Below are 13,793 nucleotides of genomic sequence, written 5' to 3' on the forward strand. Positions count from 1 at the left end.
GGTACTGACAGATTGAACGAGATCTCCAGTCTATGAGAGGCCTTTATCGTGGTAAATTGCATAATAAATTCAGATGTCATGCACAAACTGCAAGTGGGACGCACATGAACACCCGGCAGCTGCAACACTTCCTCGCCCTGATGGAAACCGGCTCGCTCAGCGCCGCCGCTGACGCGGTGCACCTGAGCCAGCCTGCGCTGTCCAGAAGCATCAAGGCATTGGAGGACGAGTTGAGGGTGTCGTTGTTTGACCGCACCAATCGTCGGCTACACCCCACGCCCTATGCCATGGAATACCTGGGGCGGGCGAAGCGGATCGTGTTCGACGAGCGTGAGGGCGCAAGAACCTTGAACCTGATGAAAAACGGTGCGTATGGGCCGTTGTCGTTCGGGTTGGGGTCGTCGGTGGCCATCGATTTTCTCGGGGCGTTGATCCAGCAACTGCTCGCCGTTGGTCCTGGTTTGAAAATCCAGGCGCAGGTGCACAGCACGGATGTGTTGCTCGATGCCCTGCAAAAGGAAAAGCTCGATTTCTTCATCGGCGATGTTGGCGCGGCGGCCACCTACCCGGAGCTGGCGGTCGAACCGTTGTACAAGTGCAGCTTTGGCTGGTTCGCCCGGGCCGATCATCCGCTGGCCGGGCGCAAGGGCGTGACGATCGAGGACTTGCGCGAGCATCCGCTGATCGGCTCGGGGTACATCAGCGAAATGCTGACGCTGAAGATGGCTCATCTCTATGGCATGCAGCTGCCCATCGAGAACAACTTTGCCGCGAGCATCAACAACATCGAGACGGTTCACAACCTGGTCGTGAACACCAACGCCATTGTCCCAACCACCTTTCTGGCCATGCTCAAACTGCTCAGGGAGGGCCGCGTGGCAATCATTGACGTGCAGCCGCCCTTCGAGCTTGACCTCACCCTGGGTATCGTCACGATCCGGCACCGCACGCAGGTCCCGGCAGCGGAGCAATCGTTCGCCATCATCCGCGCGTATTTCGAGGCCGTGCAGCAGGAGATCGAAACCTACCGATAGCCGCACCGATGCAGGCGTATTTCATGGTGCGGGTCCATACTGGCTGTTGCAGCAGGCAGCACAGTGACCCAGACGGTCACCCGATTGCACGACCAGGGAATGAAGAACGCAGTAGATGCATCGAGGCAACGAGCAATGAACAAATCCTTCACTTTCGTCATGCTGATGTTGGCCGCGAGCCCAGTTCTGGCTGTTGACTCACAGGCTGTCGCCGACACGCAGTACCAGTGCGGCATGCACCTTGATATCGCCGAGGTGGTGTCGATCACCACAACCCCCAGCGACGACGCGGTCTACCCGGCCACCCTGGAGTACATCGACCCTCAGGGCCAAACTAACCGGCTTGTGTACAGCGTGACGGATACCAGCTGGGGCGGTCAGTAAGCCAGGCCAGGGCGCGCATGCACGCCATCACTCAGTCGCCTGGCAAGGCTCTGAACGGCCGCCCGGTCCCTTTCGGCATTGGCTGTGGCGTTCGCCGTCTCGGCCTTTTGCGCGGCCTGGATCAGCTGGAAGTTGCGGTTGCGTAATTGAACATTACGACCCACCCGCAGGTTGGAACGCGCGGCCAGGGTTTGCGCCTGCTCGTACTGGCCCTGCTGAAGGCGCAACACACCCAGATAGTGCAGCGTCGCGGGGTTGTTCGGCTGGATCTGCAGCGCCCGCTCCAGTGTGGCCGCGGCCTGGTCCAGTTGCCCATCGGCATACTGCTGCGACGCGGTTTCAATCAGGGTGGTAGAGGCGGTGTTGCTGCGTGACGCACTGCCACGCTCCGCAGACACCGCGTACAGCGACGTGGCGGCGCAGCACACCAGGATCAGGCCTGGAAAAAAATTCAGGGTGGGCATCGGGGGCGGACTCGGCTGATCTCGGGCGGCACCGTTGCGCTACGGGCCTTAAGCATTGCTCGGCTGGGCCCAATAGACTGGATCGGCAACCTGAAGTTCCCGCTGCACAGCCGCCGAATCGTCGGGGTGTGGTCAGTTCAACACGATGATCTTTGACACCAGCTCCGCGCTGTTTTTCGCCTGCAGTTTTTTCATCAACCGCGCCCGGTGAACCTCCACCGTGCGGTGCGAAATCGCCAGCTTGCGGCCGATCTCCTTGCAGGTCAGGCCGTTGACGATGTGCGCCGAGATCTCCCGCTCCCGCGGGGTAAGGTTGACCGTGGGCCGGAACACCCGGTCCATGCGCTCGAAGTGCCACACCATCAGCTGGAACGGGTCGTCCGGGGTCAGGGTGTAGCCGTTGGCCCGCGCCCAGAACACTTCGCCGCTGCGGTGCTGCATGAAGCGCTCATCCGAGTAGGCACCGTTTTTGGCATGGCGCAGCCAGCTCAGGCTGCGCTCGCCAATGATGTTGAAGTCGGCCTGTGAGGGATAGAGCTTGAGGATCAGTTCGCCCAGCAGATCGTCGCGCTCGTAGCCGAACAGGGTCTGGAAGGCTTCGTTGAGGTCCAGCATGCGGCGGTTGCCGGTGATCACTTGCGGCGCAGGCGATACCTGGAAGGCCAGGCGTTCAAGGTCTTGCAGTTGTCGGGCTGGGTCGGTCATGGCGCAGGCCTCCCTCGTTCTTGTGAGTTTTCGCCCTGCAGTATCCACCAGTCGGGCTACTCATCCCTATACGTAGTTGCACGAATAGCGAGGGCTTCGGGGTTGGGGCCATTGTAAGGAACGCCTGTTCAACCAGAAGGATAAAAACCATGGCTAGCAATTGCGTCAGCATCGTCGCCGCCGCGCATTCGCGCTTTGGCCGCTTGACCGATGCCACCCTCGAAGACCTGATTGTCGATGTCACCCGTGCCGCGTTGGCGGATGCTCAGGTGGACGCGTCGGAAATCGACGCGCTGTTTCTCGGCCACTTCAATTCCGGGCTGGTGCCGGACGGCTTTGCGGCGTCGCTGATGTTGCAGGCCGACCCGGCGCTGCGCTTCAAGCCTGCCACCCGCTGCGAGAATGCCTGTGCCTCGGGCTCGGCGGCGATTCAGGTGGGGATCAATGCGATCTTGTCCGGCAGCGCGGAGCTGGTGCTGGTGGTGGGCGCAGAGAAGATGACCTCCAATTCCACCGCACAAGTCACCACGGCCCTGGCCGGGGCGGGCTATCAGCACGACGCGGAAGAAGCCGGGCTGAGTTTCCCGCAGCTGTTCGGGCTGGCGGCGGCGCGCTACGAGCAGCAGTACCAGAGCCCGTTGTCGGCCATGGCCGCGATTGCCGCAAAGAACCACGCCAATGCCATGAGCAACCCCCTGGCGCAAATGCACAAGGCAATGAGCTTCGAGCACTGCAACACGGTGTCCGAAAGCAATCCCTACATCGCCAGGCCGCTGCGCTTGACCGACTGTTCGCTGGTCACCGATGGCGCGGCGGCGATTGTGCTGGCCTCGCCGGCGCGTGCCCGGCAGTTCCGCCGTGAAGTGGCAATCAGGAGCCTGGTGCAGGTCAATGATTTCCTGCCGTTGTCGCAGCGCAACCTGCTGGCCTTTGAAGGGCCGCAGCGGGCGATTCAATCCGCTTTGGGCAAGGTGCAGGTGACCCTGAACGACCTGGATTTCGCCGAGGTGCACGACTGTTTCACCATCGCCGAACTGCTGATCTACGAAGCCATGGGCCTTGCCCCGCAGGGGCAGGGCCATCGGGCGCTTGAGGAGGGCATCGTCCAGCACGGCGGCACGCTGCCGGTGAACCTTTCCGGTGGGCTCAAGGCCAAAGGGCACCCGGTGGGCGCAACGGGCGTATCGATGCATGCCCTGGCGTTCGGGCAACTGACTGGCAACCCGATCGGGCTGGCGGCGCCGGATGCCGAGTTCGGGTTGCTGTTCAACATGGGCGGTATGGCGGTGGCCAACTACGCCTCGGTGCTTCAGGCACGGAGGGCGTGAGTGTGAATATTGCCAATTGGTTGCACAGCGCCGCCCAGCGTTGGCCCGAACGCCCGGCGCTGTTTGAGGGGCAGAAGCAGCTTGCCGATTACCAGATGTTTGCCGCCAACGTGCGCGGCCTGGCGTATCAGCTGATTCACGAGCACGGGGTAGGGCCAGGCGATCGCGTTGCCCTGTTCATGAAGAACTGCTGCGAGTACCTGGAACTGATGTACGCCGTGTGGTGGATCGGCGCGGTGACAGTGCCGATCAACTGCAAGCTGCACCGCAGCGAGGCCGGCTGGATCGCCGACAACGCCCAGGCGCGGGTGATCTTCACCGACGACGGGCAAGTGTTTGCCCCCGGTGAACTTTCGGACGACTGCCGCGAGCAGGCCGGCCGCGGACGCGTCGTCGAGCACGTCGGTGCCGCACTGGCAATGCCCTACACCTGCGATGCCGACCGCCTGGCCTGGCTGTTCTACACCTCGGGCACCACCGGGCGCTCGAAAGGGGTGATGCTCTCGCACGGCAACCTGGTGGCGATGTCGTTGTGTTATCCGCTGGATGTCGATGCCGTCAGCGGCAGCGAGGCGGTGGTGTATGCCGCGCCGATGTCCCACGGTGCCGGCTTGTACAACTTCATTCATGTGCGTTGCGGCGCCCGGCATGTGGTGCCGGATTCCCGTGGCTTCAAAGCCGAGGAAGTGTTCGAGCTCGCCAGCGGGCTCGGTGAGGTTTCATTGTTCGCTGCGCCGACCATGGTCAAGCGCATGGTCGAGCAGGCGCGGCTGACCGGGTACGGCGGGGAAGGGATCAAGACCATCGTTTACGGTGGCGCACCGATGTACCTGGCGGACCTGCAGGACGCTGTCGCCACCTTCGGCCCGCGGCTGGTGCAGATCTACGGCCAGGGTGAAAGCCCGATGACCATCAGCGCCTTGCCCCGCGAGGTGATTGCCGATCGCCAGCACCCTGACTGGACGCGTATCGCTTCGTCCGTGGGGCTGGTGCATGCCTGCGTGGATGTGCGCATTGTCGACGCCGACCTGCGTCCGCTGGCCGCCGGGCAACCCGGGCAGATCGTGGTGCGCGGCCCAACCGTGATGCACGGCTACTGGCGCAACCAGGCCGCCAGCCGCGAGACGCTGGTCGATGGCTGGCTGCTGACCGGCGACATCGGCTACTTCGACGCGCACGGCTACCTGACCCTCACCGACCGCTGCAAGGACGTGATCATTTCCGGCGGCAGCAACGTGTACCCGCGCGAGGTGGAAGAGGTGCTGGCCTTGCACCCCGACGTATTCGAGGTGTGTGTGGTGGGTGAAGCCGATGCCGAGTGGGGCGAGTCGGTGGTGGCCTTTGTGGTTGCCCGCGATGAGCGCCTGCTGGATGAGCAGGCACTCACGGCGTGGTTCACCGCCCGCATGGCCTCGTTCAAGAAACCGAAGAAATACGTGTTTCGCACCGAGTTGCCCAAGAACAGCTACGGCAAGGTGCTCAAGACCGAACTGCGACACTGGCTCAAGGAGGCCACAAGCACTGCCGCGATCGTGTGAAAGGCTCCTTCACACCTGGTTTCCATCAATAAGAACAAGACAGGAATACAGCTATGGCAACGCAACAGCACAACCCGGCCCGGCAACGGCGGCGCGCCTTTATCGGTGCGACCTCGGGGCACCTTATCGAGTGGTACGACTACGGCGTGTACGGCTTTCTGGCGGTGTACATCGGCCAGGCGTTTTTCGTTTCCGATGACCCGACCACCAGTCTGCTCAGCAGTTTTGCCGCCTTTGCCTTGAGCTTCTTCATCCGGCCATTGGGCGGGCTGTTCTTCGGGCCGCTGGCCGACAAGATCGGCCGGCGCAAAACCCTGATCACCGTGCTGGTGATGATGGCGGGCTCCACCTGCCTGCTGGGCATGCTGCCCACCTATGCCTCCATCGGCATCGCCGCACCGATCCTGCTGGTGCTGATCCGCTGTGTGCAGGGCTTCTCTGCCGGTGGCGAGATCGGCACCATCACCAGCTTTATTTCCGAGTACGCGGGGCCGGGGCGCCGGGGCTTTTCCACTTGCTGGCTGATGGTTACGGCAGTGTTGGGGTTGGTGCTCGGTGGTGTGGTCGCCAACGGCATGACCTGGGCACTGGGTGCCGAGCTGATGCAGGACTGGGGTTGGCGCATTCCGTTCCTGGTTGCCGGACCGATGGGGCTGATCTCCATGTACATCCGCCTCAAGCTGGAAGACAGCCCGGAGTTTCTCGCCCTGCAAAAAGCCGGGGAAACCTCCAAGGCGCCACTGCGCGAAGTGTGGCAGTGGAAGCGGGCGATCACTTTGGTGTTTTTCATCATCACCCTGCACAGCTCGATCTTCTACCTGGTGCTGACCTTTGCCTCGACCTACATGTCGCGCATCCTCAAATTCGACAGTGGTACCACGCTGCTCTACGTATTCATTGCCAGCCTGACGGCAGCGTTCGTCATGCCGTTTGGCGGCATGTTCACCGACCGTTACGGGCGCAAGCCGTTCCTGATGGTGGTAGGCGTGCTGGCGACGCTGGCGATGTACTGGTTCTTCAAGGCCGCCCCCACGGCCACGCCGGGCTCGTTCTTCTTCCCGCTGATGGCGGTGGCGATCCTGTTCGGGCTGTATGCGTCGTCCACCTACGCGACCATGAGCGAACTGCTGCCGACGCGGATTCGCTCCACAGGGATCGCGGTGGCGTACAACATTCCGGTGGCGGTGTTTGGCGGTAGTGCGCCGTTGATTTCGACCTGGCTGATACAGCAGACCGGGGATATCTCTTCGCCCTGGTACTTCTATATCGGTACCGGCGTGGTGTCGCTGATTGCCCTGGTGGTGTTGCGCAAGGAGGACTTTGTTGCCTGCCACAGTGCTACCGAGCCGCAGCCGGCACCGGTGGATTTGAAACTGGCGGGTAACGTGTTGTAGTAACGGCGACCGCTTCGCGCTCGATCGCAGGCTGTCGCCAGCTCCTACAGGTAGGCGCTGGCGAAGCCTGCGCTGCAGCCCGTTAAGTGGCGCGTGAACTTTTCAATCTGCAGCCGTCTACATTGGAGGGAATTCCCTTTTCCGAGAGAGCGGACATGTTCAAATCAAAAGCATTGATTTCAGCGCTGACCAGTATTGCGTTGGTTGTAACCTCCGCTGCGGCTTTGGCTGATCCGGGCAATGGCAAAGGGCAGGGCAACGACAAAGGTAAGGCACAGCATGTTCAAGATCACGGCAACCCGGGTGGTGGCAAGGATAAAGGCGCCGATCACAAGGACTGGAGTCACGGTCCGACCGTTGATCGAGGCAGCGTGCACTCGACGCTAAGCCGTTATCACAGCTATTGGAACCCGGGGCCTGCGCTTCCTCCTGGCATCCAGAAGAACCTCGCACGTGGCAAACCGCTTCCCCCCGGTATCGCGAAAAAGCTCGACGGGCGACTGGTGGGGCATCTGCCACACTACGAAGGCTATGAGTGGCAGCAGGCCGGAACCGATCTGATTCTGGTGGCGATTGCCACGGGCATCATCTACGAAGTACTCAGTGGTGCACTGGACTAGATCGCGACCGGCAGCGGCCAGCACATTCGTCCATTAGTGCCAGCTGCCTGACCGGCTTTGCTGGCAGGGCGTGGTGATCTTTGCATAGACCTTACGCTGAGCCAGGCACGCTCTGACATGGTTGCTGCTGTCCAGCATGAGTATTTCAGCCACGTCCTCTGGCATGGCGTTGTTGGACGCTACGGCGCCACGAACGATCTCGGACACATGCGTTGCCAGCTGGCGAAGCTCACTTGAGGGCGTGTCAGGTGAGCTGGCCCTTCTGAAGTCTCTGTGCATTCAGAGCACTCAGTTGCTCAGTAATTTCGAGAGTCGAGCCTTTGAGGCCTCGACCGACTCCTGAAGAATTTCGAAGTATTTGTAGGTTGGGTCTTCGCCAACTTCGATAGCACCCATCTTTTCGTGAAAAGAAACGACTTTGTCATTGCCTTTCATGACTTCGAAGTGCGACTTTTTGAAGTTCAAGTGTTTGAAACCAAACTCGTACACCAAAAACGCACTTTCAATGGCGGAATACTTGGTCTTGTCTTCATTCAGGATCCAGCTTCCCCAGGAAAAGGAGTCTTCTCTCAGGTCGTAAATCCTGACGGTGCCGCAGGGAGTACCGTCCAGTTTCTCGATAATGAAATAGAACTGCTTGCCAGCTTTTTCATCTTCTTTGTAAGTTCTGATCCAGCGCCGCTGCGCTTCGATGTCATCACCTACAGAGGACAGGTATTTATTGTATTTCTCATCGGTTCTGAGGCCGACGACAAATGCGGCATCATCTTCTGTTATCAGTCGGATGCCGATGGTTTTGGAGGCTAGCTTAATCAAACCCTGGGTTTCCTTGTGTCAGTATGACTGACACGAATTCCTGTGATCGGGTCAGCTGGGCGGTCATTATAAGCGTCATGCCGGTCGATCCGCCATGTGCCTAGCCGGTATGCGCAGCTTCACACCCGCCTGATCGCGCAAGCGTTCAGGTGGGTGTGAAGCTGCGCCGTCATTACAGCCCTGAAAGTGGATTGCCGAATTTTTTTAGGTAGGCCTCTCCAAGCTTTTCGGCACCTACCGCATTCAGGTGCGACCCGTCGTTGCGGAAAATGATCTTCCCGTCCAGGGAAGCCTTGCACTTATCCGCGGCACACAAAACGTCGTTCGGATCGATCAGGATGACCTCGGGAAATTTCGCCTTGATCTTGTACTCTGGCCGCTCGGCATTTGCCTGAACGGGCTTGTAGGTTTCATCCAGCGAGGCATGCCGAAGCTTTTCTTCGCGCATGCGGTTGACCTCGGTTTTGCCGATTTCGGCAAACGGCTGAACCAGAATCACTACTTTGACGCCGGCATCCAGGTAGCGTTTCACTGTCTGGTATTGGAGTTCTTCAATCTGGTCGTTTACGTCCACCAGGTTGCCCGCGTAACGCAGGTTTTCTGCACCCGGACGAATGCGATGACATCGCTTCGTGGCGGCAGCATCGGCTGTCACGGGGCGGCTCATTCCCATCTACCCCCAGCGGTGTATGTACAGCCGCAATGCCGCGTTGATAGCGTTACCCCCACGTACTGTTTACGTCACACCGCTTTTCATTAAAAAAACAACAGTGGAGGGGTGCGTTATGAGTAGTTTGAAGTTGAGCCGAAGCCTGGGGTTCTGGGCGGCCTACTCCACGTCGGTGGGCCTGGTGGTTTCAGGGACGGCCATGGTAGCGCTGGGTAACGGCTACGGGGTTTCCGGGCCGGCCTTCAGTGTCGTGGCGCTGCTGGCGCTGGTGGTGATCCTGTGCATCGCCATGTCCTATTCCGAGCTGGCCGCGATGCTGCCGGGCGCCGGCATGGTGGGGGAGTACACGCTGCCGGCACTGGGCAAGCTGCCGGCGCTGTTTGCGGTACTTGCCGGCTACATCGTGCTGGTTGGCACCGACGGCGGCACCAACATGATCATCGGCGGCCAGTCGCTGGAGCGTTTGACCGGCTGGCCGTGGTACCTGTTTTCGCTGGGCATCCTTGCGGTGCTGGTGGCCATCAACCTGAAGGGGGTGGACCTGTTCGGGCGGGTGCAAACCACGCTGGCCATCGCCATGATGCTGATGCTGGGACTGGTGGGCGTCTGGGGCTTGTCCGGCTTTCAAACGGCACCGCAACTGGCAGAACAACCGGCGTTTTCGGTGCTCTCCTGGCAAGACCAGCTCGGCCACCTGAGTCTGGCGATCTGGCTGTTCATCGGCATGGAGTTCGTCGCGCCCCTGGCTGAAGAGGTCAAGAACCCGGGGCGAACCATTCCCCTGGCAATGATTTTTGGCTGCGCCAGCATCTGGCTGGTCGACCTGCTGTTCGGCTTGAGCATTACCCGCTACCTGTCGCTGGAAGAGCTGGCCGCTTCGACCATCCCGCATGTCGACGGCGCAGCAGCAATGCTCGGGCAACCAGGCCTGATCCTGATGGGCAGTATTTCGATTCTGGCGGCGGTGACTACCTGCGACACCTACCTGATCGCAGTGCCGCGCATGCTCTACGGCCTGTCGCGTGAAGGCATGCTGCCGAAGATTTTCTCCTGGCTGCACCCCACGGCCAGAACACCCTGGTTCAGCATCTTCTTCGTGGTGGCGCTGATCCTCATCGTGTTGCTGTATGCGATGGCCAACCATGCCGACATTGCCCTGATCACCATGATGATCAGCGTTGCCTGCACCACCTGGCTGATGTCGTACCTGATTGCGCAGGTGAACGTGCTGGTGCTGCGCGCCAGATACCCCAATGCCCACCGTCCGTTCAAAACGCCGCTTTACCCGCTGCCGCAACTGGTCGGTATCGCCGCGTGCCTGTACATGATCGGCTCGCTGGTGGCAGACGCCCAGGTTCTCGGCATCGCCGTGGTGTGCTCGGCGTTGATCCTGGCGTTTGGTGTCATTTACCTGAAGAAGACCGGGCAGGCCCTGTTCCAGCCGGTGCCGCTGGAAGAAGTGCTGCGCCGCATTGTGCATCGCTCGGAGTCGATCGACGAACCGGCCGAGGGCGTCGAGAGCGCCTTGCTTGCCCAGTTGAAACGCCAGTAAGCCGACCCGGAGCGCACATGGATCTCTATTCGATCATCGACCGCCGCGCGCAACAGATGCTGCGCGATACGGTTTCACGCTTTGACGCGTACATCGGGCCCGACGCTAACGAGGGTGAGCGCGAGGTGGCGGGCCTGGATCATCGCCTGGCAGCGGATGACCTGGTGCTTGAGCATCGCTTGTCCAGCAAGCTGATTGGCCGCATCTACACCTGCCGTTGGCGCTGGAAGGTGGCGGTGGACCTGGGCACCACGTCGACGGTGATCCGCCTGCGTTACCGTGGCTGGAAGCCGTCGAACCGAACCGCCGGGTTTGTCGGGCCGGCGCACAGCAGCGCCTTGTGCGAGCAGTTGAACGCCAGTGCGGTACTGCTGCCACTGTGCATGGCCATGGAACTGGGGGAGTTGAGTATCCATTACCACGCCACCGAGCGCTCCTGCGAAGTGGTGCTGCGCCCCAACTACGGCGACTTCGTGTGGATGCTCATTCCGCCGGTTAAATACGGGCGTCAGCCGACCCCCGCAGAGGTGGACAGCACGGTGCTGCTGATTCACGAAATTTCTTTGATTCTCCAGGCCAACGGTGCGTTAGCACTCGCAAGCTGAGCGTTGCAATCAATCGGTCAACCGTGCACAGGCTGTGGCCTGTGCGTGAGGGACCCGTGTTGCCCAAAAATGACTTCATGAGGATGTCGCCATGCTGGAATCGAACAAGCAAACCATGACCGCCGCTGTACTTCGTGAACTGGGCGGGCCGCTGAACCTTGAGCAGGTGCCGGTCCCGGTGCCGGGTATCGGCGAGATTCTCATCAAGGTCGTGGCCTGCGGTGTGTGCCACAGCGATGTGCATGCCTGCGACGGCGACTGGCCGAGCCCGCCGAACCTGCCGCTGATTCCCGGTCATGAAGTCACCGGGCACATCGCCGCGTTGGGCGAAGGGGTGAGCGGCTACGCCGTCGGCGACACCGTCGGTGTGCCGTGGATGTACAGCGCCTGTGGCGCTTGCGAGTACTGCCGCGCAGGGATGGAAACCATCTGCAAGCAAGGCGAGGCCACTGGTTACACCAAACCCGGAGGCTATGCCGAGTACATGATCGCGCCGGCGGCGTTTGTCGCTAAGGTGCCGGAAGGGGCCGATCTGTACGCGTTGGCACCGATCCTCTGCGCCGGGGTTACCACCTACCGGGGGCTGAAGCGTTCCGGGGCGCGTCCGGGGCAGTGGATGGCCGTAATCGGCATCGGTGGCCTGGGCCACGTTGCCGTGCAGTACGCCAAGGCCATGGGGCTGCGGGTGGTTGCCGTGGATGTCAGCGACGAGAAACTGGAGCTGGCCCATCGCCTGGGTGCCGAGCGTGTGTACAACGTACTGAAAGACCCGGAAAGTGCCATTCACGCCGAGCTGGGCGGGGTGCACGGCGTGCTGGTGACAGCCACTTCGAACAAGGCCTTCGAGCTGGCAGTGAAATTGCTGCGTCCTGGCGGCACGGCGATCTACATTGGTCAGCCGGGCGGTGCGGCCGATGAGGTGCGCAGTTCCATCGACCGTATCGTCAACTGGGAACTGTCGATCCGCGGCTCCAACGTCGGCACCCGCCAAGACCTGCATGAAGCCGTGGAGTTCGCTGCCAATGGCCTGGTCAAGGTTGAGGCGAGCCTGACCACCCTGGACGAAATCGGCGAAATCTTCGACCGGATTCGCCAAGGGACGGTGGTAGGCCGCAAAGTGTTGAAAATTTCCTGACCCCGGCGCGGTGGGGGCATAAAGGTCCACCGCGTTGTTTTTCTGGAGCGCAAGCATGAATGCCGATACTCAGCTTTACATCAATGGCCACTGGGTGGACCCGATCAAGGGCGGGACCTTCGACACCCTCGACCCGAGCAATGAAACGCTGATCGCCAGGGTCGCCGCTGCCAGCGCCGCCGACGTTGACCTGGCCGTGCAGGCTGCCCGTGAGGCCTTTGATGAAGGGCCCTGGCCGCAGATGAGCGGTTCGGCCCGTGCCGCGGTGTTGCGCCGTATGGCGCAAGGCATCCGCGACCGGCAGCAAGAACTGGCCGAACTTGAAGTCCGCGACAATGGCAAGCCACTGCCCGAGGCGCTGTGGGACATCGGCGATACTGCAGGCTGCTTTGATTTCTATGCCGACCTTGCCGAAGGCCTGGACAGCGACCAGGAGCATGCTGTCGCGCTGGCCGATGAACGTTTCAGTGCGGTAGTGCGCAAAGAACCCGTTGGCGTCGCCGGCGCCATCATCCCGTGGAACTTCCCCATGCTCATGGCGGCCTGGAAAGTCGCGCCGGCCCTGGCGGCGGGTTGCTGCATGGTGCTCAAACCGTCCGAGCTGACGCCGATGAGCGCGCTGGAGCTGGCGCGTATCGCCGATGCCGCCGGGTTGCCGGCCGGGGTGTTGAACGTGTTGCCGGGCCTGGGCCAGGACGCCGGCGCGGCGCTGGCCGAGCACCCGGGGATCGACAAGCTGGCGTTCACCGGCAGCGTACCCACCGGCAGCCGTATCATGCAGGCGGCCGCCCGCGACATCAAAAACATCAGCCTGGAGCTGGGCGGCAAGTCGCCGTTCATCATCTTTGCCGACAGCGATATCGAAGCGGCCGTCGAATGGATCATGTTCGGCATTTTCTGGAACCAGGGCCAGGTGTGTTCCGCCACCTCGCGCGTGCTGGTCCAGCGCGAGCTGTATGCGCCGTTGCTTGAACGGCTTGAAGAAGAGGCTGCCAAGGTTCGCATCGGTCACGGCATGGACGAGGGCGTGCTGCTCGGGCCGCTGGTCAGCAAGGGGCAGTACGACAAGGTACTCACCGCAATTACCGCCGGGCAGGAGGAGGGCGCTCGCCTGGTGTACGGTGGCGCGCGTCCGGCAGGCTTTGACAAGGGCTTCTACCTGCAGCCGACCATCTTTGCCGATGTGCCGCAAGACAGCTGGATCTGGCGTGAAGAAATCTTCGGCCCGGTGGTGTGCATCCGCGCGTTCGACGATGAGCTGGAGGCCGTGCGTTCTGCCAACAATTCGCGTTTCGGCCTGGCAGCGGCGGTGATGTCCAAGGACCTGACGCGCGCCGAGCGGGTCGCCCGCAAGCTGCGTGCCGGCATCGTCTGGATCAATTGCTCGCAACCCACCTTCACCGAAGTGCCCTGGGGCGGTTATAAGCAGAGCGGTATCGGCCGCGAGCTGGGCGAGTGGGGCTTGAACAACTACCTGGAGGTCAAGCAGATTACCCGCTATGACAGTGACCAGGCCTGGGGCTGGTACCTGAAATAAGCACTGGGGCG

Annotated in this window: 14 protein-coding genes and 1 pseudogene; 10 read left to right on the plus strand and 5 right to left on the minus strand. The window is 61.5% G+C overall.

Annotated elements, in window-relative coordinates:
* The first annotated feature begins 104 nt into the window (after nucleotides 1-104).
* The gene (locus tag DM813_RS19280; RefSeq protein ID WP_164897264.1) at nucleotides 105-1,034 is read left to right on the plus strand and encodes a LysR family transcriptional regulator; all 930 of its coding nucleotides are present in this window, start codon (nucleotides 105-107) and stop codon (nucleotides 1,032-1,034) included.
* Between the two features lie 135 nt (nucleotides 1,035-1,169).
* The gene (locus DM813_RS19285; protein WP_128324959.1) at nucleotides 1,170-1,418 is read left to right on the plus strand and encodes a DUF2790 domain-containing protein; all 249 of its coding nucleotides are present in this window, start codon (nucleotides 1,170-1,172) and stop codon (nucleotides 1,416-1,418) included.
* 50 nt (nucleotides 1,419-1,468) lie between these two features.
* Here DM813_RS19285 and DM813_RS19290 read toward each other — a convergent pair.
* A pseudogene (locus tag DM813_RS19290) lies at nucleotides 1,469-1,882 on the minus strand (tetratricopeptide repeat protein); the annotation flags it as partial.
* A 132-nt stretch (nucleotides 1,883-2,014) separates the two neighbouring features.
* Nucleotides 2,015-2,587, minus strand: a complete 573-nt coding sequence (locus DM813_RS19295; RefSeq protein WP_128324961.1) for a LuxR C-terminal-related transcriptional regulator — start codon at nucleotides 2,585-2,587, stop codon at nucleotides 2,015-2,017.
* A 149-nt stretch (nucleotides 2,588-2,736) separates the two neighbouring features.
* On the opposite strand from DM813_RS19295, the gene DM813_RS19300 reads away from it, so the two are divergent.
* The 4 genes from DM813_RS19300 (at nucleotide 2,737) to DM813_RS19315 (ending at nucleotide 7,467) form a co-directional block, all read left to right on the plus strand.
* A complete protein-coding gene (locus DM813_RS19300; protein ID WP_128324962.1) occupies nucleotides 2,737-3,915 on the plus strand; it encodes an acetyl-CoA acetyltransferase in 1,179 nt (392 codons plus the stop codon).
* A 2-nt stretch (nucleotides 3,916-3,917) separates the two neighbouring features.
* Nucleotides 3,918-5,453, plus strand: coding sequence for a class I adenylate-forming enzyme family protein (locus DM813_RS19305; RefSeq protein ID WP_128324963.1), 1,536 nt, complete (start codon nucleotides 3,918-3,920; stop codon nucleotides 5,451-5,453).
* Nucleotides 5,454-5,506: 53 nt separating this feature from the next.
* A complete protein-coding gene (locus DM813_RS19310) occupies nucleotides 5,507-6,847 on the plus strand; it encodes an MFS transporter (RefSeq protein WP_128324964.1) in 1,341 nt (446 codons plus the stop codon).
* A gap of 155 nt (nucleotides 6,848-7,002) precedes the next feature.
* A complete protein-coding gene (locus DM813_RS19315; RefSeq protein ID WP_128324965.1) occupies nucleotides 7,003-7,467 on the plus strand; it encodes an anti-virulence regulator CigR family protein in 465 nt (154 codons plus the stop codon).
* Nucleotides 7,468-7,500: 33 nt separating this feature from the next.
* Here the strand turns inward: DM813_RS19315 and DM813_RS28480 are convergent, their stop codons facing one another.
* The 3 genes from DM813_RS28480 to DM813_RS19325 all read right to left on the minus strand — a co-directional run bounded on the left by DM813_RS28480 (nucleotide 7,501) and on the right by DM813_RS19325 (nucleotide 8,950).
* A complete protein-coding gene (locus DM813_RS28480) occupies nucleotides 7,501-7,674 on the minus strand; it encodes a hypothetical protein (RefSeq protein WP_164897265.1) in 174 nt (57 codons plus the stop codon).
* Nucleotides 7,675-7,755: 81 nt separating this feature from the next.
* Nucleotides 7,756-8,283 (minus strand): GNAT family N-acetyltransferase, encoded by a 528-nt coding sequence (locus DM813_RS19320; protein ID WP_241653203.1) that lies wholly within the window; start codon nucleotides 8,281-8,283, stop codon nucleotides 7,756-7,758.
* Nucleotides 8,284-8,455: 172 nt separating this feature from the next.
* Nucleotides 8,456-8,950 (minus strand): SGNH hydrolase domain-containing protein, encoded by a 495-nt coding sequence (locus DM813_RS19325; RefSeq protein WP_128324966.1) that lies wholly within the window; start codon nucleotides 8,948-8,950, stop codon nucleotides 8,456-8,458.
* A gap of 118 nt (nucleotides 8,951-9,068) precedes the next feature.
* Here DM813_RS19325 and DM813_RS19330 point away from each other — a divergent pair, with 118 nt between their 5' ends.
* From DM813_RS19330 to DM813_RS19345, 4 genes are all read left to right on the plus strand, one after another.
* Nucleotides 9,069-10,505: an APC family permease gene (locus DM813_RS19330; protein WP_128324967.1), complete on the plus strand. Its 1,437-nt coding sequence runs from the start codon at nucleotides 9,069-9,071 to the stop codon at nucleotides 10,503-10,505.
* A 17-nt stretch (nucleotides 10,506-10,522) separates the two neighbouring features.
* The gene (locus tag DM813_RS19335; protein WP_128324968.1) at nucleotides 10,523-11,110 is read left to right on the plus strand and encodes a hypothetical protein; all 588 of its coding nucleotides are present in this window, start codon (nucleotides 10,523-10,525) and stop codon (nucleotides 11,108-11,110) included.
* A gap of 91 nt (nucleotides 11,111-11,201) precedes the next feature.
* A complete protein-coding gene (locus tag DM813_RS19340; RefSeq protein WP_206617408.1) occupies nucleotides 11,202-12,245 on the plus strand; it encodes an alcohol dehydrogenase catalytic domain-containing protein in 1,044 nt (347 codons plus the stop codon).
* Between the two features lie 55 nt (nucleotides 12,246-12,300).
* Entirely contained in the window at nucleotides 12,301-13,782 is a 1,482-nt protein-coding gene (locus DM813_RS19345; RefSeq protein WP_128324969.1) for an aldehyde dehydrogenase family protein, read from the plus strand.
* Nucleotides 13,783-13,793 lie beyond the last annotated feature (11 nt).

It is taken from the genome of Pseudomonas alkylphenolica, from assembly GCF_004025535.1.
In the GTDB taxonomy this organism is placed as follows: domain Bacteria; phylum Pseudomonadota; class Gammaproteobacteria; order Pseudomonadales; family Pseudomonadaceae; genus Aquipseudomonas; species Aquipseudomonas alkylphenolica_A.